The sequence below is a fragment of the Nakamurella sp. A5-74 genome, from assembly GCF_040438885.1.
GTDB lineage: Bacteria > Actinomycetota > Actinomycetes > Mycobacteriales > Nakamurellaceae > Nakamurella.
Genome location: NZ_CP159218.1, coordinates 3,231,785 through 3,254,438, shown reverse-complemented (window position 1 = coordinate 3,254,438; position 22,654 = coordinate 3,231,785). Strand labels below are relative to the sequence as shown.

General features: G+C 67.9%; 18 protein-coding genes and 2 rRNA genes. 19 read left to right on the top strand and 1 reads right to left on the bottom strand.

Annotated elements, in window-relative coordinates; translation table 11 throughout:
• Window positions 1–51: 51 nt before the first annotated feature.
• Window positions 52–3,154, top strand: a 23S ribosomal RNA gene (locus tag ABLG96_RS14980).
• Between the two features lie 99 nt (window positions 3,155–3,253).
• Window positions 3,254–3,370 (top strand): 5S ribosomal RNA (rrf, locus tag ABLG96_RS14975).
• Between the two features lie 649 nt (window positions 3,371–4,019).
• Here rrf and ABLG96_RS14970 read toward each other — a convergent pair.
• On the bottom strand, window positions 4,020–4,778 hold the full coding sequence (locus tag ABLG96_RS14970) for a hypothetical protein (RefSeq protein ID WP_353648155.1): 759 nt from the start codon (window positions 4,776–4,778) through the stop codon (window positions 4,020–4,022).
• Between the two features lie 102 nt (window positions 4,779–4,880).
• On the opposite strand from ABLG96_RS14970, the gene ABLG96_RS14965 reads away from it, so the two are divergent.
• The 17 genes from ABLG96_RS14965 (at window position 4,881) to cmk (ending at window position 22,625) form a co-directional block, all read left to right on the top strand.
• Window positions 4,881–6,347 carry a hypothetical protein gene (locus ABLG96_RS14965; RefSeq protein WP_353648154.1) on the top strand — a complete coding sequence of 489 codons (1,467 nt, stop codon included), beginning with the start codon at window positions 4,881–4,883 and terminating at the stop codon, window positions 6,345–6,347.
• Window positions 6,344–7,411 carry an HAD hydrolase-like protein gene (locus tag ABLG96_RS14960; RefSeq protein ID WP_353648153.1) on the top strand — a complete coding sequence of 356 codons (1,068 nt, stop codon included), beginning with the start codon at window positions 6,344–6,346 and terminating at the stop codon, window positions 7,409–7,411. Before ABLG96_RS14965 ends, ABLG96_RS14960 begins: the two co-directional genes overlap by 4 nt.
• A 324-nt stretch (window positions 7,412–7,735) precedes the next feature.
• Window positions 7,736–7,930, top strand: coding sequence for a hypothetical protein (locus tag ABLG96_RS14955; RefSeq protein ID WP_353648152.1), 195 nt, complete (start codon window positions 7,736–7,738; stop codon window positions 7,928–7,930).
• 1 nt (window position 7,931) lies between these two features.
• Entirely contained in the window at window positions 7,932–8,753 is an 822-nt protein-coding gene (locus ABLG96_RS14950; protein ID WP_353648151.1) for a TlyA family RNA methyltransferase, read from the top strand.
• The gene (locus ABLG96_RS14945; RefSeq protein WP_353648150.1) at window positions 8,750–9,685 is read left to right on the top strand and encodes an NAD kinase; all 936 of its coding nucleotides are present in this window, start codon (window positions 8,750–8,752) and stop codon (window positions 9,683–9,685) included. Before ABLG96_RS14950 ends, ABLG96_RS14945 begins: the two co-directional genes overlap by 4 nt.
• A gap of 9 nt (window positions 9,686–9,694) precedes the next feature.
• Entirely contained in the window at window positions 9,695–11,434 is a 1,740-nt protein-coding gene (recN, locus tag ABLG96_RS14940) for a DNA repair protein RecN (protein ID WP_353648149.1), read from the top strand.
• A 282-nt stretch (window positions 11,435–11,716) separates the two neighbouring features.
• Window positions 11,717–12,886 (top strand): putative cytokinetic ring protein SteA, encoded by a 1,170-nt coding sequence (gene steA / locus ABLG96_RS14935; RefSeq protein WP_353648148.1) that lies wholly within the window; start codon window positions 11,717–11,719, stop codon window positions 12,884–12,886.
• The gene (locus ABLG96_RS14930) at window positions 12,887–13,825 is read left to right on the top strand and encodes a copper transporter (RefSeq protein ID WP_353648147.1); all 939 of its coding nucleotides are present in this window, start codon (window positions 12,887–12,889) and stop codon (window positions 13,823–13,825) included.
• A gap of 288 nt (window positions 13,826–14,113) precedes the next feature.
• On the top strand, window positions 14,114–15,871 hold the full coding sequence (locus tag ABLG96_RS14925; protein WP_353648146.1) for a CTP synthase: 1,758 nt from the start codon (window positions 14,114–14,116) through the stop codon (window positions 15,869–15,871).
• An 8-nt stretch (window positions 15,872–15,879) separates the two neighbouring features.
• Window positions 15,880–16,509: an NUDIX hydrolase gene (locus ABLG96_RS14920; RefSeq protein ID WP_353648145.1), complete on the top strand. Its 630-nt coding sequence runs from the start codon at window positions 15,880–15,882 to the stop codon at window positions 16,507–16,509.
• 85 nt (window positions 16,510–16,594) lie between these two features.
• Window positions 16,595–17,515 carry a site-specific tyrosine recombinase XerD gene (xerD, locus tag ABLG96_RS14915; protein WP_353651525.1) on the top strand — a complete coding sequence of 307 codons (921 nt, stop codon included), beginning with the start codon at window positions 16,595–16,597 and terminating at the stop codon, window positions 17,513–17,515.
• Window positions 17,516–17,649: 134 nt separating this feature from the next.
• On the top strand, window positions 17,650–18,381 hold the full coding sequence (locus ABLG96_RS14910) for a hypothetical protein (RefSeq protein WP_353648144.1): 732 nt from the start codon (window positions 17,650–17,652) through the stop codon (window positions 18,379–18,381).
• Between the two features lie 259 nt (window positions 18,382–18,640).
• Window positions 18,641–19,465, top strand: coding sequence for an AAA family ATPase (locus ABLG96_RS14905; RefSeq protein ID WP_353651524.1), 825 nt, complete (start codon window positions 18,641–18,643; stop codon window positions 19,463–19,465).
• A 92-nt stretch (window positions 19,466–19,557) separates the two neighbouring features.
• Window positions 19,558–20,364 carry a segregation/condensation protein A gene (locus ABLG96_RS14900; RefSeq protein ID WP_353651523.1) on the top strand — a complete coding sequence of 269 codons (807 nt, stop codon included), beginning with the start codon at window positions 19,558–19,560 and terminating at the stop codon, window positions 20,362–20,364.
• Entirely contained in the window at window positions 20,361–21,110 is a 750-nt protein-coding gene (gene scpB / locus ABLG96_RS14895) for an SMC-Scp complex subunit ScpB (RefSeq protein WP_353648143.1), read from the top strand. The genes ABLG96_RS14900 and scpB overlap by 4 nt, the downstream gene beginning before the upstream one ends.
• Window positions 21,103–21,921, top strand: coding sequence for a pseudouridine synthase (locus ABLG96_RS14890; protein ID WP_353648142.1), 819 nt, complete (start codon window positions 21,103–21,105; stop codon window positions 21,919–21,921). The genes scpB and ABLG96_RS14890 overlap by 8 nt, the downstream gene beginning before the upstream one ends.
• Window positions 21,918–22,625 carry a (d)CMP kinase gene (cmk, locus tag ABLG96_RS14885; RefSeq protein WP_353648141.1) on the top strand — a complete coding sequence of 236 codons (708 nt, stop codon included), beginning with the start codon at window positions 21,918–21,920 and terminating at the stop codon, window positions 22,623–22,625. Before ABLG96_RS14890 ends, cmk begins: the two co-directional genes overlap by 4 nt.
• Window positions 22,626–22,654 lie beyond the last annotated feature (29 nt).

Genomic DNA, 22,654 nt, shown 5'->3' with positions numbered 1-22,654 from the left:
TGAGATACGCCCGTACCTTGAGAACTGCACAGTGGACGCGAGCATCTTTGTAACTAAGTTATTAAGTGCACACGGTGGATGCCTAGGCACCAGGAGCCGATGAAGGTCGTAGGAGGCTGCGAAAAGCCTCGGGGAGCTGCCAACCGAGCTGAGATCCGAGGATTACCGAATGGGGAAACCCGGCAGGAGTCATGTCCTGTCACCCATGCCTGAACACATAGGGCATGCGGAGGGAACGTGGGGAAGTGAAACATCTCAGTACCCACAGGAAGAGAAAGCAACCGCGATTCCGTTAGTAGTGGCGAGCGAAAGCGGAAGAGGCTAAACCGATCGCGCGTGATAGCCGGCAGGCGTTGCGCGATCGGGGTCGTGGGATCATTCAGGAGAGACTGCCGTCTCCCCAGGGAGTAAGAAAATCTTGTGTTAGACGAAGGACATTGGAAAAATCCGGCACAGAGGGTGACACCCCCGTAGTCGAAAACACGAGATCTCCCGAGTGACATCCCAAGTAGCAGCGAGCCCGTGAAATTCGCTGTGAATCTGGCGGGACCACCCGCTAAGCCTAAATACTACCTGGTGACCGATAGCGGACTAGTACCGTGAGGGAAAGGTGAAAAGTACCCCGGGAGGGGAGTGAAATAGTACCTGAAACCGTGTGCATACAATCCGTCGGAGCGGTCCTCGTGGCTGTGACGGCGTGCCTTTTGAAGAATGAGCCTGCGAGTTAGTGGTACGTGGCAAGGTTAACCCGTGTGGGGAAGCCGTAGCGAAAGCGAGTCCGAATAGGGCGATTGAGTCGCGTGCTCTAGACCCGAAGCGAAGTGATCTACCCATGGCCAGGATGAAGCGACGGTAAGACGTCGTGGAGGTCCGAACCCACTTAGGTTGAAAACTGAGGGGATGAGCTGTGGGTAGGGGTGAAAGGCCAATCAAACTTCGTGATAGCTGGTTCTCCCCGAAATGCATTTAGGTGCAGCGTCGCGTGTTTCTTACCGGAGGTAGAGCACTGGATGGTCTAGGGGGCCCACAAGCTTACCGAAATCAACCAAACTCCGAATGCCGGTAAGTGAGAGCGCGGCAGTGAGACTGTGGGGGCTAAGCTTCATAGTCGAGAGGGAAACAGCCCAGATCGCCGGTTAAGGTCCCTAAGCGTGTGCTAAGTGGGAAAGGATGTGGAGTCGCAGAGACAGCCAGGAGGTTGGCTTAGAAGCAGCCACCCTTTAAAGAGTGCGTAATAGCTCACTGGTCAAGTGATTCCGCGCCGACAATGTAGCGGGGCTCAAGCACACCACCGAAACCGCGGCATTCGTATAGTGATCGGCCCTTCGGGGTCCAGTCGTACGGATGGGTAGGGGAGCGTCGTGTGGCGAGTGAAGCGGCGGTGTAAACCAGCCGTGGACGCCACACGAGTGAGAATGCAGGCATGAGTAGCGAATGAAGAGTGAGAAACTCTTCCACCGAATGACCAAGGGTTCCTGGGCCAGGTTAATCCGCCCAGGGTGAGTCGGGACCTAAGACGAGGCCGACAGGCGTAGCCGATGGACAACGGGTTGATATTCCCGTACCCGCGAAAGAGCGCCCATGACGAGCCCGGTGATGCTAAGCGCCCGAGCCGGCACTCTCCTTCGGGAGAGGCGCCGGGGAGCGCGCAACCCGAACCGGCAGTAGTCAAGCGATGGGGTGACACAGGAAGGTAGCTCCGCCAGTCAGTGGTAATACTGGTGTAAGGGTGTAGGTAGTTCCGATAGGCAAATCCGTCGGGATGTTGATCTGAGACCTGATGCATAGCCGATTGAGGCGAAGTAGAGTGATCCTATGCTGTCGAGAAAAGCCTCTAGCGAGCTCTGAGCGGCCCGTACCCCAAACCGACACAGGTGGTCAGGTAGAGAATACCAAGGTGATCGAGCGAACTATGGTTAAGGAACTCGGCAAAATACCCCCGTAACTTCGGGAGAAGGGGGACCGAGGTGTGTGAAGCCCCTTGCGGGCTAGCGCGTTTTGGTCGCAGAGACCAGGGAGAAGCGACTGTTTACTAAAAACACAGGTCCATGCTAAGTCGCAAGACGACGTATATGGACTGACGCCTGCCCGGTGCTGGAAGGTTAAGAGGACCGGTTAGTTCTTCGGAGCGAAGCTGAGAATTTAAGCCCCAGTAAACGGCGGTGGTAACTATAACCATCCTAAGGTAGCGAAATTCCTTGTCGGGTAAGTTCCGACCTGCACGAATGGCGTAACGACTTCTCTACTGTCTCAACCATAGGCTCGGCGAAATTGCACTACGAGTAAAGATGCTCGTTACGCGCGGCAGGACGGAAAGACCCCGGGACCTTTACTATAGCTTGGTATTGGTGTTCGGTTCGATTTGTGTAGGATAGGTGGGAGACTTTGAAGCGATCACGCCAGTGTTCGTGGAGTCAACGTTGAAATACCACTCTGATCGAATTGGATATCTAACCTAGGTCCGTAATCCGGATCAGGGACAGTGCCTGGTGGGTAGTTTAACTGGGGCGGTTGCCTCCCAAAGAGTAACGGAGGCGCCCAAAGGTTCCCTCAGCCTGGTTGGCAATCAGGTTTCGAGTGTAAGTGCACAAGGGAGCTTGACTGCGAGATCGACGGATCGAGCAGGGACGAAAGTCGGGACTAGTGATCCGGCACCACCTTGTGGAAGGGGTGTCGCTCAACGGATAAAAGGTACCCCGGGGATAACAGGCTGATCTTGCCCAAGAGTCCATATCGACGGCATGGTTTGGCACCTCGATGTCGGCTCGTCGCATCCTGGGGCCGGAGTAGGTCCCAAGGGTTGGGCTGTTCGCCCATTAAAGCGGCACGCGAGCTGGGTTTAGAACGTCGTGAGACAGTTCGGTCCCTATCCGCCGCGCGCGTAGGAGTTTTGAGGAAGGCTGTCCCTAGTACGAGAGGACCGGGACGGACGAACCTCTGGTGTGCCAGTTGTTCCACCAGGAGCACGGCTGGTTGGCTACGTTCGGAAGGGATAACCGCTGAAAGCATCTAAGCGGGAAGCTCGTTCCAAGATGAGAACTCCCACCCTTGATGGGGTAAGGCCCCCGGCTAGACCACCGGGTTGATAGGCCGGAAGTGGAAGCACGGCAACGTGTGCAGCTGACCGGTACTAATAGGCCGAGGACTTACTACAAAAATGCTACGCGTCCACTGTGCAGCTCTGGAGATACGGGACAATCGTATTGCCGGCCGAAAGGCCACCAGGCAATGCGACCCATGAACTCCATAGAGTTTCGGCGGTCATAGCGTTGGGGAAACGCCCGGTCCCATTCCGAACCCGGAAGCTAAGCCCTTCAGCGCCGATGGTACTGCACAGGCCACTGTGTGGGAGAGTAGGTCGCCGCCGGACAACCATTCCCAAAAGGGGGACCCATCAGGGTCCCCCTTTTGGCGTTTCCGGGTCCGAGCGCAGGTCGGTGCACCACCGATCTGTGGCACAGTGACCTGCAGCAATGCTCACAAGGAGAACAGTGATGGCCAGCCAGGACGACCGCCCCGACCGCACCAATCGAAGCAACGACGGCGAACGGCGCGGGCCGTTCCGTGGCGCGGCTGATCGTCGAGAAGGCAGCCGAGGTGGACAGACCGATCGGCCCGCGGCCCGTGGCCGAGGGGATCGGGACAGTGCAGCCGGCCGTGGCGCTTCGTCCTCGGGTGACAGGTCCAAGCCCTGGCAGGGATCGCGTGACAGCTCGTCCTCCCAGGAACGGTCGTCCCGCGACTCACGGGGTGCATCTTCATTCGGGCAGCGGCCCACCGATTCGCCGAGCTCGGGAGACCGTCGGCCGTGGACGCCACGAGAGGATCGCGCGACGGGTGGCGACCGTGACGGGCGTCGTGCGGGGCGTGGGGAGCGGCCCAACGACCGTGACGATCGAACCGGTGGTGATCGTCCGCAGCGCCCGTACCAGCGTGATGACCGCGTGCCCCGTACCGGCGGCGCCCGCGAAGACCGGCCGGATCGTGCAGGCGGCTCCCGCGATGATCGCCCGGCCAGGTCATTCGATCGGGACAGTCGTCAAGATCGTCGTCCGTCCGACCGCTCGGGTGGTGATCGTCCGCAGCGCCCGTACCAGCGGGATGACCGCGCGCCGCGTGCCGGCGGTGGGCGTGATGAACGTCCGGCCCGTTCGTTCGAGAGGGACGGCCGCAATGATCGTCCGGCTCGGTCGTTCGACCGGGACAACCGCGACGATCGGCGTCCCACCGATCGGTCGGGTGGGGACCGTCCGCAGCGCCCGTACCAGCGTGACGACCGGGCGCCCCGTACCGGCGGTCGCGATGATCGGCCGGCCCGCTCGTTCGATCGGGACAATCGTGATGACAGGCGTCCCTCCGATCGCTCGGGTGGCGATCGTCCGCAGCGTCCCTACCAGCGCGACGATCGGGCGCCCCGTACCGGCGGTCGTGATGATCGCCCGGCCCGGTCCTTCGATCGGGACAACCGGGATGACCGGCGGCCCGCTGCCGGCGGTGATCGTCCGCAGCGCCCGTACCAGCGTGACGATCGGGCGCCCCGTACCGGTGGCCGTGATGATCGCCCGGCCCGGTCCTTCGATCGGGACAACCGGGATGACCGGCGGCCCGCTGCGGGTGGAGACCGTCCGCAGCGCCCGTATCAACGTGACGACCGACCCGCGCGCTCCTTCGACGGCGCTGATCGGCCGCCTCGCTCCTTCGACCGTTCGGATCGTCCCGACCGGGGCGATCGGCCGCAGCGCAGCTTCGGGGGCGGGGACAAGCGGGACGACGGGCATCCGCCGCGGCGGGAGTTCCGCAGCGATGATCGGGGCAACGACCGCCGGGGTTCGGGATCCGGTGGGTACCAGTCCGGTCCGCGCCGGGATGACGACCGACCGGTGCGCCGTGAGCCCGACCGAGGTTCACGCGTCCGTGAGGAGGATCTCGGCGAGAGCTGGCCGGAGATTCCCGAATGGGCCTCGGTCGACGAGCTCGCCCCGGATGTGAAGCGTGATCTGCGCGGCTTGAGCAAGGAGGGCGCCGAATTCGTCGCGCTGCACCTCGTCGCCGCCGGCACCCTCGCCGAGGAGGAGCCCGAGCTTGCCTGGCGGCACGCTCGCGCCGCACGTTCCAAGGGAGGTCGAATCGCTGTTGTCCGAGAGACGGTCGGGCTCGTGGCCTATCGCGCGGGCGAGTGGGCGGAGACCATCGCCGAGCTGCGTGCCGCGCGACGGATGGGCGGTGGACCCGGTCATCTGGCCGTGATGGCGGACAGCGAACGGGCGCTCGGCAATCCGGAGAAGGCCATCGAGATGTCACGCTCCACCGAGGCGGCAGAACTCGACGACGACGGCAAGCTCGAGCTGACCATCGTGGTGGCCGGCGCGCGCGCCGACCTGGGCCAGATCGACACGGCTCTGGTCGTGCTCGAGGGCTCGGGTGTGCTCGAGGACGATGCCGACGCCCGGCTGCTGTACGCCTACGCCGATCTGCTGGCCGCGTCCGAGCGCACCGAAGAGGCGCTGGACTGGTTCATGAAGGCCCATGATGCCGACGAGGACGACGAGACCGACGCGGCAGAACGCATCGCGGAGCTCGCGGGCGGCGGCGACGCCGACGATGACGATGACGATGATGACGATGATGGCGACGACGACGACGACGACGACGATGACGACGACCACGACGACGACGACGACGACGATGACGACGACCACGACGACGACGACGCTGAAGTCGGTTCTGACCACGAGGCCCACGAAGTCGGTTCTGACGACACCGCGGGCTCGGACGAGTCCGCGGACTCCGCTGAGGGTTCGGAAGCCTCTGCCCTTGATTCCGTGGATGCCGATGATGAGACAGGCGCGGACGGTGGGTCGGAAGTCGAGGCCGACGACGAACAGGGTCTTACCGACGAGATCGATGCTGATTCCGATGCTGAGGACTCCGTCGACACGGAGTCCGACTCCTCCTCCTCTGATGGTGACGTCGCGGACGCGGACGACAACTCGGATGACGAGGAGTCGAATTCGGACGATGACGACTCGGATGACGACTCGGATGACGACTCGGATGACGACTCGGATGACGACTCGGACGACGACTCGGCGGACGACGACTCGGATGACGACGATTCGGCTGACGACGATTCGGCTGAGGACGATTCGGCTGAGGACGACTCGGCTGAGGACGTACTGGACGGCGACCATGATGGCGATGAGCCGGACGAGGCCGCAGCCGTGACGGATGAGGACTCACCCGGGCTCACCACGGACCCGGCTGCAGGTGCCATGGACCTTCCGTTGTTCAGCGACGACCCGAAGGATCCCCCGCTGTTCAGCGACGATCCGAACGAGCACCGATGATTCCTGCCGCACCGGAGGCAGCCCAGCCACTGTCGCGGCAGTTCGATGCAGCATTGCTCGATCTGGACGGCACGGTGTATCTGGGTGGCGTCGTCATCCCCGAGGTTCCGGCTGCTCTCGAGCGGGCCAGGACCGACGGGATGAAGTGTGTCTTCGTCACCAACAACGCATCGCGTCCTCCCGCTGTCGTCGCCGACATCCTCACCGCGATGGGGGTCCCGGCGACGGCGGAAGCAGTGCTCACCTCACCGGAGGCGGCGGCCGACATGCTGGCCGCCGCTCATCCGGCGGGGTCACGGGTGCTGATCCTCGGGACGCAACACCTGGTCGACTGCGTGCGTGCGGTCGGGCTGGAGCCGGTGCACACCGCCGCTGATGCCCCGGTCGCCGTGGTCCAGGGCCTCTCGCAGGAGCTCGGCTGGCCGCAGCTGGCCGAGGCGTGCATCGCACTCCGCACCGGGGCCGACTGGGTGGCGACCAACATCGACGCGACGCTGCCCACCGACCGGGGCATGCTGCCGGGCAACGGGTCGCTCGTCGCTGCGCTCGTCACCGCCACCGGTCTGCACCCGCGGGTGGCGGGCAAGCCCGAACGTCCTCTCCTCGACACCGCCATCTCCCGGGTCTCCTCGCAGCGTCCGTTGGTGGTCGGCGATCGGTTGGACACCGACATCGAAGCGGCCGTCACCGCGGGGATCCCCTCGCTGATGCCGCTGACCGGTGTCAACTCCGCCGCCGACGTCGTGACCGCACCTGCCGCCCGGCGTCCGACCCATGTCAGCTTCGATCTGCGTGGCCTCGTCGACCCGACCCGTGCGGTGGAGCTGGCGGCGACCTCGCCCGCACCGGGTTCCTGGTCGTTCGACACCGATCCCGCAGGCACCCGCGTCCACTCCTCGCCCGGGGCGCCGGAGCAACCGCACGAGGACGCCGTCGCGTTGTCGCTGCTCGCTGCTGTGACCCAGCGGGCCTGGCAGTCGGACGAGCCGGCAGCGCTTCAGATCTTCGTGGCCGGCGACGATCGGGCACGCGCCGCGCTCGTCCGCCTGGGACTCGGCGGCTGACGGACTTCGGACCCCCGACGAACCACACTCCCGACGAACCGCGCTGCCGACGAACCGCGCTGCCGACGAACCGCGCTGCCGACGAATCGCACGCACGACGAACCGCGCTGCCGACGAACCGCACGCACGACGAACCGCACGCACGACGAATCGCACGCACGACGAACCGCACGCACGACGAATCGCACGCACGACGAATCGCACGCCCGACCAACCACACGGGCGGACTCGGCAGCTGCCGGATCCGCGGCTGGGCTAGCGTGGAGTCGACGACCTGCGGCGCGCCCGGCGCCGCGTTTCCCTGCACCGGCACCGAGAGGCCCCATGGACCCCCGTCCGACGATCACCGATCCACTCGCTGCGGCGAAGGCCGACCTCGATGCGCTCGAGGGCGGGGAGTTCGGCCCGCCGCAGGACGAGGTCGAGATCTACGGGCGCGTCCATGCAGGTCTGGCAGCTGCGCTCGCCGGCGCGGCAGCCGAGCGCACCGGTCCGTCCGGGCCGGCACCCGGACGTTGAGATGCGCCGTGCACGTCTGGATGCCGAACTGGTGCGCCGTGGTCTGGCCCGCTCCCGCGAACATGCCTCCGAGCTGATCGCCGCCTCCCGGGTGACGGTGTCCGGGCAGCTGGCCGCCAAGGCGGCCACCGCCATCACTCCCGATACCCCGGTGCTGGTGCGCGGAGACCGGGCCGACGAGAACTGGGCGTCGCGCGGTGCACACAAGTTGATCGGCGCGCTCGATGCGTTCCCCGCCGTGAATGTGCAGGACCGCCGCATCCTCGACGCCGGCGCGTCCACCGGTGGTTTCACCGATGTGCTGCTGCGCCGAGGAGCGCGCGAGGTGGTCGCTGTCGACGTCGGCTACGGCCAACTCATCTGGCGGCTGCAGAACGACGAGCGGGTTCGCGTCCACGACCGCACCAACGTCCGCACGCTCACCCCGGAGGCGATCGACGGTCAGGTGGAGGTCACCGTGTCCGATCTCTCGTTCATTTCACTGCGACTGGTGCTGCCCGCGCTGACGACCTGCACCCGGGCCGACGGCGACCTCGTGCTGATGGTCAAACCGCAGTTCGAAGTAGGCAAGGACCGGATCGGCAGCGGCGGGGTGGTCCGCGATCTCGGGCACCGGGCCGATGCGGTCGCCGGCGTCGTCGATGCGGCTGCCGGTCTCGGCTGGGGGATGGCCGGGGTGGCTGCCTCGCCGCTCCCCGGTCCGAGCGGCAATGTCGAGTTCTTCGTCCACCTGCGCGCCGACCCCGCCGCCGCGCGCACCGACACTGCCGACAGCCCGTTGCGTCGGGCGATCGACACCGCCGTCCAGGAGGGACCACGATGACCGATCCCGAACCCGATCCCGATGTCCAGCCCGACGTCGTTCCCGATGTCACCCTCGAGGACGGGCCCCGACGTGTGCTGCTGGTCGCGCACACCGGCCGGACCGACATCGACCAGATCGTCAGCAGCGCGGGGTCCCGGCTTGCCGCTGCCGGCATCGAACTGGTGGCGCTGCCCGAGGAGGGTCCGGATCTGGACCTGACCGTCCACCGGGAGGAGTTCCCGGTGGAGATGGTGCTGGCGCTGGGCGGCGACGGGACCTTGCTGCGAGGTGCGGAGCACGCGAGACCACGCGGTATCGGAGTGCTCGGCATCAACCTCGGGAGGGTCGGGTTCCTGGCTGAGGCCGATGCAGACGGGATCGATGACGCGTTGGAGGCGATCATCGCCCGCCGGTACCGGTTGGTGGACCGGATGACCGTCGACGCCTTCCTGGAGACCCCCGAAGGCGGTGAGCAGTTCGTCGGCTGGGCGCTGAACGAGATCAGTATCGAGAAGGGCAGTCGCGAGCGCATCCTGGACGTGGTGGTGGAGGTCGACGGCCGCGGACTGTCCGCCTACGGCTGCGACGGCGTGCTGGTCGCGACGCCGACCGGTTCCACTGCCTACGCGTTCTCTGCGGGGGGGCCCGTGGTCTGGCCCGGTGTCCAGTCGCTGCTCGTCGTCCCGCTGAACGCCCATGCGCTGTTCGCCCGCCCGGCGATGGTCGGACCGGATTCAACCGTCACCATCCATCTGGACCCCGACGGCCCGCCCGCTCTGCTCGCCTGCGACGGGCGTCGCAGCGTGGCGCTGCCCGCCGGCACTCGGGTGCACGTGCGACGCGGGGCCCACCCGGTACGCCTCGTCCGGCTGGCGGACCAACCGTTCACCGATCGGCTGGTCCGGAAGTTCTCACTCCCGGTGCACGGGTGGCGGGACAAGCGGCACTAGCCTGGGGGCGTGCTGAGCGAACTGCGGATCACCGGGCTGGGGGTGATCCTCGACGCCGTGATCGAACCGGCGGCTGGGTTCACCGCAGTCACCGGTGAGACCGGCGCCGGCAAGACGATGGTGGTGACCGCACTCGGCCTGGCCGGCGGCGGTCGAGCCGATGTGGCCCGCGTCCGCACCGGCGCGGAGCGGGCCGTTGTGGAGTCCCGCTGGGAGGTGCCGCCCGGTCCGGCAGGGGAGCCGATCCTGGGTGCGGTGGCAGCAGCCGGCGGCAGCGTCGACGACGACGGCTCGGTGATCTGCGTCCGTACGGTGTCCGCGGAGGGCCGGTCGAGGGCGCATGTCGGCGGCCGTTCCGTCCCGTTGTCGGTGCTCACCGAGATCACCGAACCTCTGTTGGCAGTGCACGGGCAGTCGGAAGCGATCTCGTTGCTCCGTCCCGCGGCGCAGCGCGACGTGCTCGATGCTTTCGCCGGTGCCGGCGTCCCGCTCGAGCGCTACCGCTCCCTGAGGACGCAGTGGCAGAGCTGCGTCGCCGATCTCGCCGACCGGACTCATCGAGCCCGGGAGCGCGCCGAACGCGAGCAGGTGCTGCGGATGGGGCTGGCCGAGATCGATACGTTGGGGCCGCGTCCCGGGGAGGACGTCGCGCTGGTCGCGACAGTCCGGCGCTTGGAGAACACCGATGCCGTGCGGTCTGCCGCCCAGGGCGCGCTGTCGGCGCTGAGTTTCTCCATGGAAGCAGGACAGGACGCGCCGAACGTCAGCGCCTTGCTCGCCGAGGCGCGCAGGGACCTCGCCGGCAGTGGTGACCCCGACCTGACCCGCTGGGATACCACCCTGGCCGAGGCCGCGGCGGCGGTGAATGAGGTGGGATCGGAACTGTCCGCCTATCTCGACGGGCTGGACGCTGATCCGGCAGCGCTGGAGACCGCCCTCACGCGGCAGTCGGCGCTGCGCGCGCTGGGGCGCAGGTTCGGCGCTGATGCCGATGCCATCCTGGCCTGGGCCGACGACGCGCGCCGCGAACTCGAGCGCCTCGACTCCTCCGAAGGCACGATCGCGGCTCTCCGCGCCGAAGCGGAACGCCTCGCCGGTGAGGTGACGACCGCGGCGAAAGTGTTGTCCCGCAAGCGCATGGTGGCCGCGAAGAAGCTGGGAGCCGCGGCCACGGCCGAACTGGAACACCTGGCGATGGGACGAGCACGGATCAGGGTCGCCGTCACGGCTCGCGAAGCCGGCTCCGCCGACCCCGCCGATCTGCTGGTGGTGGACGGTACCCGGCTGCACGCAGGACCCGACGGCATCGACCACGTCGAGGTGCTGCTCACCGCACACCAGGGGGCACCCGAGCTGCCGCTGCAGCGCGGTGCCTCTGGCGGCGAGCTCTCCCGCGTCATGCTCGCCCTCGAGGTGGTGCTGGCCGGCGCCGACACGGTGGGGACGCTGGTCTTCGACGAGGTGGACGCCGGCGTGGGTGGCCGGGCCGCGACCGAGATCGGGCGCCGGTTGGCCGCCCTCGCCGCCACCCATCAGGTGATCGTGGTGACCCACCTGGCGCAGGTGGCGGCCTTCGCCGACGCGCACTTCGTGGTCGATGCGGGTGACGACGGCAGCGTCGGATCCTCCAGCGTCAGCCGCGTGCAGGACGACCGTCGGGTGGCTGAGCTCGCCCGGATGCTCGGCGGTACCGACACCGATTCCGCGATCGCCCACGCCGCCGATCTGTTGACCGCCGCGAGCCACTGAGCTGCGCCGCGCAGCAGGTCGGCCGGCGAACCTGGCGTCACAAACGACCGCTGGGTCCGCGAACCTGGCGTCACGAACGACCGCTGGGTCCGCGAACCTGGTGTCGTGGCGACCGCTGAGGCCGCGAACCTGAGGTCACAAACGACCGCTGGGTCCGCGAACCTGGTGTCGTGGCGACCGCTGGGTCCGCGAACCTGAGGGGCTGTTCGCAGCGACGAATCGCCGCAGGCCACACGCCGCGCCTCCATGAATATGACGCTGCGTGCTGACACGATGCGACTCATGAAACTTCTGTCCCGCCAGTCCCAGGCGTTGCCAGGTGTCACAGGAGTCGCCCGCGTCGCCCGACGCAGCGACGCCCTGTTGGGACGCGTCGGCCACGGGGACGTCGTCGTCTTCGAGCATCCCGACATCGATCGTGACACCGCTGATGCCCTGGTCAGAGCCGACGTGCGGGCCGTCGTCAACGCTGCGCCCTCGATCACCGGGCGTTATCCGAACCTGGGTCCCGAGATCCTGGCTGCGGCCGGGATCCCATTGATCGACCGGGTCGGCGAGAAGGTCTTCATCCGTCTCAAGGACGGAGCGCGGGTACGGGTGCACGAGGGCTCGGTTTTCGCCGGTGAGGAGGAGGTCGCCTCCGGGACGGAGCTGACCCCCGAAGTGGTCGCCGATCTGATGATCGAGGCCCGTTCGGGGATGGCCGCCCAGCTGGAGGCGTTCGCCGCCAACGCGATCGAGTACATGAAGCGCGAGCGCACGCTGCTGCTGGACGGTGTCGGGATCCCCGAGCTCGCCACCGTGATGACCGACAAGCAGGTGCTGATCGTCGCCGGTTCGCCGGACACCCAGGACGAGCTCAAGTCACTCAAGCGATTCATCCGTGACTACCGTCCGGTGCTGATCGGCGTTGAGACCGGCGCCGATGCCCTGATGGCCGCCGGATATTCGCCCGACATCGTCGTCGGCAACCCGGAGAGGATCGAGGACGAGACACTCAGGAGCCGCTGCGAGGTGGTGATCCCGGCGCACACCGACGGGCATGCTCCCGGCCTCGAACGGTTGCAGGACCTCGGCATCGGGGCTGTCACGTTCCCGGCGAGCGGCACCTCCGAGGACCTCGCGCTGCTGATCGCCAACGCCCACGGGTCTTCGCTGATCGTGACCGTCGGCATGCACGCTTCGCTGGCCGCGATGCTCGATCGCGGCCGCGGTTCGAGCGCATCCACCTTCCTGGTGCGCATGCGGGTGTCCGACAAGATCGTCGAGGCCGGGGCCGTCGCCGGGTTGTACCGACCGAAGGTCTCCTGGTGGGTGGTGGCCCTGTTGCTGCTGTCCGCGATCGTCGCCGTGGTGGCAGCGGTCTGGTTCTCCGGCGCAGGGCAGACCTACGCCGATCTCATCCGCGGCTGGTCCGCCGACGTCGCCAACTGGTTCAAGGGGCTGTTCTAGATGATCTCCATGCGGTACCACATCGTCTCCATCGCGGGTGTCTTCCTGGCGCTCGCGCTGGGGATCGTCCTGGGCGCGACCAAGGTGCAGGGGCCGATCCTGGCCGGTGCGACCGACGACCGCACCCAGCTCACCCAACAGCGCGATCAGTTGCAGTCCGACAACCAGTCGCTGCAGGTACAGCTCAACACCGGCGAGAAGTTCGCCGATGATGTGTCGGCGCTGGCCGTCCGCGGCACCCTGCCCAAGCAGACCGTCGTGCTGATCAGCACCCAGGACGCCGATCCCGGCGATCGTGACGCCCTGCTCGGGCTGCTGGCCCGCGCCGGCGCCACCGTCACCGCGCAGCTGGCGCTGACGGCGGACTTCACCGATCCGGCTCGCAGCAGCGAGCTGCAGTCGCTGGTGGCGAAGTCGCTGCCGGCCGGCGCCAAGCTCCCCGACGTCGCCTCCAGCGGCACCATGGCCGGCGTGCTGCTCGGCGCGGTACTGGTGACCGACAAGGACAACAAGGCGACCTCGCAGCCCGCCGAAGCGACAGCGGCGATGTCGGCGCTGTCCAGCGGCGGGTTCGTCACCGCAGACGGCACGCTCGCTCCCGGCCGGCTGGTCATCGTGCTCACCGGCGGAGCCCAGAGCGGCGGGTCGGAGACCGACCGCTCCGCTGTGCTCTCGGACCTGGCCTCCCAGTTGCGCAAGAGTGCCGGGGGTGTGGTCCTGGCCGGCTCCGCAGGGTCGGCGACCGAGACCGGTGTGGTGGGCACGCTGCGGGCCGACAGCACGGCGGCGAGCGCTGTGTCCACTGTCGACGACGTCGACTCCTCAGTCGGTCGGATCGGCGCGGTGCTCGCACTCGTCGAGCAGGCGGGCGGCGGCGTCGGCCAGTACGGCACCGGCAGCGGGGCAGCTGCCCCCATCCCGGTTCTGGCGGTCGGCTGACCCACCGGGGTCGGCCCTGTTCACCCACACAGCTGCACCGAAGATCCCCGGACGCCGGCGTCCGGGGATCTTCGCTGTCCACGCGATGCTCGGGGTGCCGAGCCCGAGCCCGAGCCTGACGAACGGCTCGCGCCCGATGTCTGGTCGGATCCCGCCGGGAGTCGGATAGGATGAAACCCCGTGGGGCGGACGGATTCGCTGATCGAGATCTGCAGTGCTCGATCAGTGGCCGACATCCGGTTCGCACAGTGGTTCTGATTTCTCGAGCACACGGACACGGGAGTTGCCTTGGCGCAATCGGCGCACGTCACCAAGCACATTTTTGTCACCGGCGGCGTCGCGTCGTCCCTGGGCAAGGGCCTCACGGCCTCGAGCCTGGGGCGGCTGCTCACCTCGCGTGGTCTGCAGGTCACCATGCAGAAGCTTGATCCCTACATCAACGTCGATCCCGGCACGATGAACCCGTTCCAGCACGGCGAGGTGTTCGTCACCGAGGACGGTGCCGAGGCCGATCTGGACATCGGCCACTACGAGCGCTTCCTGGACCGTGACCTGTCCGAGCGGGCCAACATCACCACGGGCAAGGTCTACTCCCGGGTGATCGCCCGCGAGCGCCGCGGCGAGTACCTCGGCGACACCGTCCAGGTGATCCCGCACATCACCAACGAGATCAAGGACCGCATCCGCGGGATGGCCCGACCGCAGCCAGGCGAACCGGCGCCGGATCTGGTCATCACCGAGATCGGCGGCACGGTCGGCGACATCGAGTCGTTGCCCTTCCTGGAGGCGGCCCGTCAGGTGCGGCACGACCTGGGTCGCGACAACGTGTTCTTCCTGCACGTCTCGCTGGTGCCCTACCTCGCTCCGTCGGGTGAGCTGAAGACCAAGCCGACCCAGCACAGCGTGGCCCAGTTGCGGAACATCGGCATCCAGCCGGACGCGGTGGTCTGTCGCAGCGACCGGGAGATCCCGGAGGCGCTGAAGCGGAAGATCTCGCTGATGTGCGACGTCGACAACGAGGCCGTCATCGCCTGCCCGGACGCGCCGTCGATCTACGACATCCCCAAGGTGCTGCATGCAGAGGGGCTGGACGCCTACGTGGTCCGGCGGTTGGGCCTGAGCTTCCACGACGTCGACTGGACGCAGTGGGGCGACCTGCTGGACCGGGTCCACAACCCGACCGAGACCGTACGGATCGCCCTGGTCGGAAAGTACGTCGACCTGCCTGATGCGTACCTGTCGGTGTCGGAAGCGTTGCGCGCCGGTGGGTTTGCCCATCGGGCGAAGGTCGAGATCGTCTGGGTACCCTCTGATGATTGCACCACCCAGGCCGGCGCGTCGGCGGCTCTGCGGGACGTCCAGGGAGTGTTGATCCCCGGCGGTTTCGGCGTGCGCGGCATCGAGGGGAAGCTGGGCGCGATCACCTACGCGCGGACCAACCGGATCCCCACCCTCGGCCTGTGTCTGGGCCTGCAGTGCATCGTCATCGAGGCCGCGCGCAACCTCGCCGGACTGGGCGGCGCCAACTCTGCCGAGTTCGACGCGCATGCCGCCGACCCGGTGATCGCCACCATGGTCGAGCAGACCGACGTGATCGCCGGGGAACGGGACATGGGCGGGACCATGCGGCTCGGCGCCTATCCGGCGGTGCTCACGGAAGGTTCCCTGGTTGCCGAGATCTACGGCGGGACAGAGGTTTCGGAGCGTCATCGTCATCGCTACGAGGTGAACAACGCTTACCGCGACCAACTCGAGGCTGCGGGCCTGCACCTGTCGGGCATCTCCCCGGATCGCTCGCTGGTCGAGTTCGTCGAGCTCGATCGCTCGCTGCACCCGTTCCTGGTCGCCACCCAGGCGCATCCGGAGCTCAAGTCCCGGCCGACCCGCCCGCACCCGCTGTTCGCGGCGTTCGTCGGAGCAGCGCTGGAGTACCTCAAGTCCGACCGGTTGCCGATGGATCCGGACGAGCGCGTCGACCGGGCGTCGGTGCCCACCGACGTGTCCACCGAGCTGCCGGACGACGTCAACAGCCCGGTCGGCGGCTGAGTCCCCGGATGTTCGAGACCCGTTCCAGCAACAGGGTTTTCGATGGCAAGGTCGTGCGGTTGCGGATCGACTCGGTGGTGATGCCCGACGGTGGGGTGGCCGATCGGGAGGTCGTCGAGCACGACCTCGCGGTCGCCGTCGTGGCCCTCGACGCCGCGCAGCGGGTGACGCTCATCGAGCAGTACCGGCATCCGCTGGGTCGCCGGATCTGGGAGCTGCCCGCAGGTCTGATGGATGTCCCTGGGGAGTCGGCCCTGCTCGCCGCCCAGCGCGAGCTGGCGGAGGAGGTCGGGCTACGGGCCGACCGGTGGGACGTGCTGGTCGACCTCACGGTGTCGCCCGGATTCACCACCGAGGCCGTCCGGGTCTACCTGGCCCGCGAGCTCACCGAGATCGACCGCCCCGGCGAGATCGTCCACGAGGAAGCAGATCTGCGTACCGTGCGCGTGCCCCTGCCAGACGCAGTCCGGGCGGTCCTGGCGGGCGACATCGTCAACGGTGCTGCGGTGGGCGGGATCCTGGCCACCGAGCTCGTGCTGCGCACCGGCGTCATCCCGCGATCCGACACCGCGTGGACGTCTGGTCCGGCACTCGAGGCGCAGCCGCGTCCGGACCTGGGTCGCGACCTGCGGTGGTGATCCGCCGGTGACGGTCACAGGATCGCCGGCACTCCCTGCCGGCGAAGATCTCCCTCCCGAACCCGCACCGGCCCTCACCGCAGCGGTGCGTTCCTTCCTCGACCATCTGGCGGTCGAACGCGGCGCTGCACGCAACACCCTGCTGTCCTACCGCCGGGACCTCGACCGCTACCTGCAGACCCTCACCGCGGCCGGGATCGACCGGGTACAGGCCGTCACGCCGGAGCTGGTCGCCGAACACCTCATGGCGCTGCGCGAGGGGACCCCCGGCCGGGCTCCGTTGGCCGCGTCGTCGGCGGCGCGTGCGGTGGTGGCGGTGCGGGGGCTGCACCGGTTCCTGATGGCCGAAGGCGTCATCGACCACGATCCGTCGGTGGACGTCCGGCCACCGACAGCGGCCCGTCGGCTGCCGAAGGCGTTGGACGTGCACTCGGTCAGCCGCCTGCTCGACGCTGTCACCGGTGACGATCCGCGGTCGCTGCGCGATCGGGCGCTGCTGGAGCTGTTGTATGCAACGGGGGCGCGCATCTCCGAGGCGGTGGGGCTGGACGTCGACGACGTGAGTGGCCTGTCGGCGAACCTCGCCGCTGACCGGAGCCCGGTGATCCGCTTGCGCGGCAAGGGGAACAAGGAGCGCATCGTGCCCGTCGGCTCGTATGCGGTCGCCGCCGTTGAGGCCTACCTGGTGCGCGGGCGTCCCGCGCTGGCGGCCGCCGGCCGCGGGCAGGGCGCCCTGCTGCTCAACCACCGGGGGAGCCGGCTGTCCCGACAATCCGCCTGGCAGGTGCTGCACGACACGGCGGAACGGATCGGCCTCGCCGACCGGGTCTCACCGCACACCCTGCGGCACTCGTTCGCCACCCATCTGTTGGAGGGCGGCGCCGACGTCCGCGCGGTGCAGGAGTTGCTCGGCCACGCATCGGTCACCACGACTCAGATCTACACCCTGGTGACGGTCGACTCGCTGCGGGAGGTCTACACGACCGCCCACCCGCGGGCCCGCTGACCGGGCGTTCGGCCGGCGAGGAAGTTTCGAGCCAAATGTCTCGAATCGCCTCCCACGGGCCGCGTGATGGCGGATCATCACGGCATCCGCTCCTCGCCCGTGCGTCACCACGCACCGCCCACCCAGGAACCGTCATGACCGTTCCCACCCGCTCCCTCGCGTCCCTCGTAGCCGCGCTGACGGCCTCCGCGCTCGCCCTGCTCGGCTGTTCCTCCGGTCCGACCGCTGCGCCGTCGACCGCAGCGCCGGCCCCGGCACCTGTCTCGGATTCGGCACCGGTGTCGGCCTCCCCGGCGACACCGGCAACGACCGGTTCCGAGACTGCCGACCCCGGGTCCTCCGAGGTCGGTCCCACCAGCGAGCCGGCTGGCAGCGAGCCGAGCACAGCTGAACCGACCACCGGCGAACCGAGCACCGGCGAACCGAGCACCGGCGAACCGAGTGACACCGCCGGCAGCGGATCGACCGGAGGGACGGCCAGGATCCAGGTGTCCGGAGCGATCTGCGACTTCCTGGAGAAGAAGATCCCGGTGTCCGAGATGGCCACACTCAGCGGTCAGGCCCTCGACCGCACGGTCGAGATGGGGGACGACTGGTGCATCTACGCCGCGAGCGATCCCGGGAGCATCGTGACGGTGCAGTACCAGGAGGACGCGAAGGGCGACTTCGACCTGATCGGCGTCGGCGGCACACCGTTGGACACCACCACGCTCGGGGTGCCGATGTATGCGGGCCAGGATCTGAACGAGGTCTATTTCCTCGACGGGACGACCCAGTGGACGGTCACGGTCGGCAGCTCGACCGACGGCGCGGACCCGGCGAAGAAGGCAGCCGCGGTCTCCATCGCGCGGAAGCTGCTCGGCTGATCGCGGGGCGTCGGTTGGAGCGGGGGGCGCCGAGCGCATACCCTGACCTGGTCGTCGGGAGGACGACGGGACGAGGAGCAGGTAGTTGAGCACAGAACGGGACACGGCGAGCCTGGTGTCCGGCGACGCCGCCGCAGCCACGCCCTCGCCGCAGGACGACGACTCTTCGGGAGTCGGACCGGCAGCACCGTCCGCCGACGGAGCTGATGAGCTGTTCCCGGTTCCCGCGTCTGTCGCCGACCGTGCCGCGGGCGCCGAGATGGGCCCGACTGCTCGTCCGATGCGTCCGGCGGTCGAACCACAGCCGCTCACCACGCACGGTCCCGCCAGGGTCATCGCCATGTGCAACCAGAAGGGTGGGGTCGGCAAGACGACGTCGACCATCAACCTGGGGGCTGCGCTCGCCGGGTTCGGTCGCAAGGTACTGCTGGTCGACCTCGATCCGCAGGGTGCGCTGTCCGCGGGGCTGGGAGTGCCGTCCCACGAGATGGACCGCACGATCTACAACCTGATGTTGGAGCGCTCGACGTCGATCACCGACGTGCTCGTTTCGACCAAGGTCGAGAACCTCGACCTGCTGCCGGCCAACATCGACCTGTCGGCGGCAGAGGTGCAGCTGATCAACGAGGTCGGTCGGGAGCAGACCCTGGCCCGGGCGCTCCGGCCGGTCCTGCATGCCTACGACTACGTCCTCATCGACTGCCAGCCGTCGCTGGGTCTGCTCACGGTGAACGCGCTGGCCTGCTCGGACGGCGTCATCATGCCGGTGGCCGCGGAGTTCTTCTCGCTGCGTGGTGTCGCGCTGTTGGTCGACACGATCGAGAAGGTGCAGGAGCGGATCAATCCCGATCTCGCGGTCGACGGCGTGCTGGTGACGATGTTCGACGGCCGCACCGTGCACGCTCGGGACGTCGTGGCGATGTTGGTGCAGCGCTTCGGGGATGACGTCTACGACACGGTGATCGCGCGCACCGTCAAGTTCCCGGAGACCACGGTCGCCGGTGAACCGATCACCAGCTATGCCCCGACCTCGGCTGCCGCCGATGCCTACCGTGCCCTGGCTCGGGAAGTGATCGCGCGGTGACCGGCGCCGGCACGGTGATCGCCGCGCCCGGCAGTGTTGCAGCGGCCCCGCCGCAGGTCCCTCACGAGTCGGTCGCTGCCCCCGCGGACGCCGTGGTCTCGGGCCGCCGCTTCCACGTCAGCCTCGACAACTTCGACGGGCCGTTCGATCTGTTGCTGCAGTTGATTTCTCAGCACCGGATGGACGTCACCGAGGTGGCGCTGCACCGGGTGACGGACGAGTTCCTGGTGCACGTGCGGGGGATGGGCGACAGCTGGGACCTGGAGCAGGTCACGGAGTTCCTGGTGGTGGCCGCGACCCTGTTGGACCTGAAGGCGGCCCGGCTGCTGCCCGACGCCGACGTGGAGAACCCGGACGATCTGGCGTTGCTGGAGGCGAAGGATCTGCTCTTCGCCCGGTTGCTCGCCTACCGGGCATACCAGCAGGTGGCCATGCTCTTCCGGGAGCTCGAATCTTCGGCGCTGCGCCGTTATCCGCGAGCCGTGACCCTGGAGGACCGCTACCTCGGGCTGCTGCCAGAGGTGCGGCTGGGGATGGACGCGGCGACCTTCGCGGAGCTCGCCGCTGCCGTGTTCCGTCCGAAACCGCCGCCGCCCACCGTCTCGCTCGACCACATCCACACCTCGACGGTGTCGGTCGCCGAACACACCCTGATCATCCGGTCGATGCTCGCCGAACACGGCCGACTCGACTTCACGGCGCTGGTCGCTGCCTGCACGAACACCCTGGAAGTGGTGGCCAGGTTCCTGGGGCTGCTCAACCTGTACCGCGAGGCCGTCGTCACCTTCGACCAACCGGAACCCCTGGGGGAGTTGACGATCCGCTGGACCGGTGAGGCCGATCCGGCCGCCGGCTCGATCGGCGCCGCCGGGATCGCCACCGACGAGGAGTACGAGTGAGTACCTGGCCCGACCGTGATGACGCCGGTCCCGCTGCTGCCGAGACGGTCGATCCCGCTGCAACGCCCCCCGCTGCAACGCATCCCGCCACCGATGCCGCTGCCACCGGATTCGACGGCACCGGGCTCGCAGCCGCCGGCGCCGCCGGCGGTCCGGTAGAGGTCGAGGATCTCGAGGAGATCCCACCGTTGCCGAGCCAGGGCGCGATCGAGGACGACGAGCTGGACGGCGCTCTGGAGGCCATCCTGCTGGTGGTCGACACCCCGGTTCCCGAGCAGTCGCTGGCGTCGGCGGTCGGACGCTCGCTCGCGGAGGTCCGCGGGCGGCTGATCGAGCTGGCCGGACGGTATGCCGAGGCCCGGTCGGGGATCGATCTGCGCGAGATCGGCGGCGGCTGGCGGTTCTACACCCGCGACCGGTTCGCGCCGGTCGTCGAGCGGTTCGTGCTCGACGGCCAACAGTCGCGGCTGTCGCGCGCGGCGCTCGAGTCGCTGGCCGTGATCGCCTACCGCCAGCCGGTGACACGCGCCAGGATCGCGGCGGTCCGCGGAGTGAACGTCGACGGCGTGATCCGCACCCTGGTCGCCCGCGGCCTGATCGAGGAGTCCGGGACCGACCCGGAGACCGGCGGTACCCGGTACCGCACCACCGAATTGTTCACCGAGCGACTCGGGCTCAACTCCCTGGAGGAGTTGCCCGACCTCGGACCCCTGCTGCCCGAAGTGGATGCGATCGACGATGTCTAACTCCCGTGATTCCGGAAAGAACCACTACCGGCACCCGGCCAAGAACTCCCAGGCCCCGAACTTCACCGACGAGGAGCGCTCCGACGGAGTGCGCCTGCAGAAGGTGCTCTCGGCAGCCGGGGTCGCCTCCCGCCGCAAGGCAGAGGAGATGATCCGGGACGGCCGGATCACCGTCGACGGCATCATCGTCCGCGAGATGGGGATGCGGATCGACCCCGAGAACGCGGTCGTGCACGTGGACGGCAGTCGCATCCAACTGCGTGCCGACCTGGTGCACCTCGCGCTCAACAAGCAGCCCGGCATGCTCTCGACGATGTCGGACGACGAGGGGCGCCCGCACATCGGCCGGCTCGTCGAGGACTGGGGCGTCACCACCCGGTTGTTCCACGTCGGTCGGCTCGACATGGATTCCGAGGGCCTGCTGATCCTCACCAACGACGGCGACCTGGCGCATCGCCTCACCCACCCGTCCTTCGGCGTCACCAAGACCTACATGGCCGAAGTACCCTCGCCGATCCCACGCGATCTGGGGCGACGCCTGCGCAAGGGCATCGAGCTGGAGGACGGGATCGTGAAGGTCGACCACTTCGACATCGTCGACGTCCACCATCAGCGGGCTGTCGTCGAGGTCGTCCTGCACGAGGGGCGCAAGCACGTCGTCCGTCGGATGCTCGCCGCAGCGGGACATCCGGTCTCCCGGCTGGTTCGCACGAAGATCGGCGAGGTCCAGCTGGGCCACCAGCCTCCCGGCACGCTGCGCAAGCTGAACCCGGTCGAGGTGTCGTTGCTCTACAAGGCGGTGGGCCTGTGACCACCACCCACTCAGCTGGCCACCCCGGCACTGCCCGCACCCGGTTCGTCATCGCGATCGACGGCCCGTCCGGTACCGGGAAGTCGACGGTGGCGAAAGAGCTGGCCAGACGGCTCGGCGCCGGCTATCTCGACACCGGCGCGCTGTATCGGCTCGTGGCGCTCGCTGTGCTGCGCGCCGGCGTCGCCCCGGAAGATCCGGCGGCCGTCGCTCCGGTGCTGGCAGGGCTGGAACTGCGCCCACCGCTGGATCCCGATGCCCAGCAGCACCTGCTCAGCGGTGACGACGTCACCGCCGACATCCGCGGCGTCCCGGTGACGCAGGCCGTCACCCCGATCTCCGCCCAGCCGCAGGTCCGGACCTGGCTGCACGACCTGCAGCGGGGGACCGCTCTCGGCGGACGCATGGTCGTCGAGGGACGGGACATCGGCACGGTGATCGTGCCCGAGGCCGACCTCAAGATCTTCCTCACCGCGGACGAGGCCGAACGCGCGCGCCGGCGGCACGGTGAGACCAGCGGGGCCGCAGGGGATGTCGCCGAAGTGGGCGCCGATCTGCGTCGGCGCGACCTGGTCGACTCGACCCGGGCGACCGCCCCGCTGCGCCCCGCCGACGACGCCGAGCATGTCGACTCCTCCTCGCTCACCGTCGAGGAAGTGGTGGCGAGGATCCTGGCGGCAGCGGGGAAGCGGGGAATACGGTGAAGTTCTTCCGACTCCCTGGGCAGGCGGAT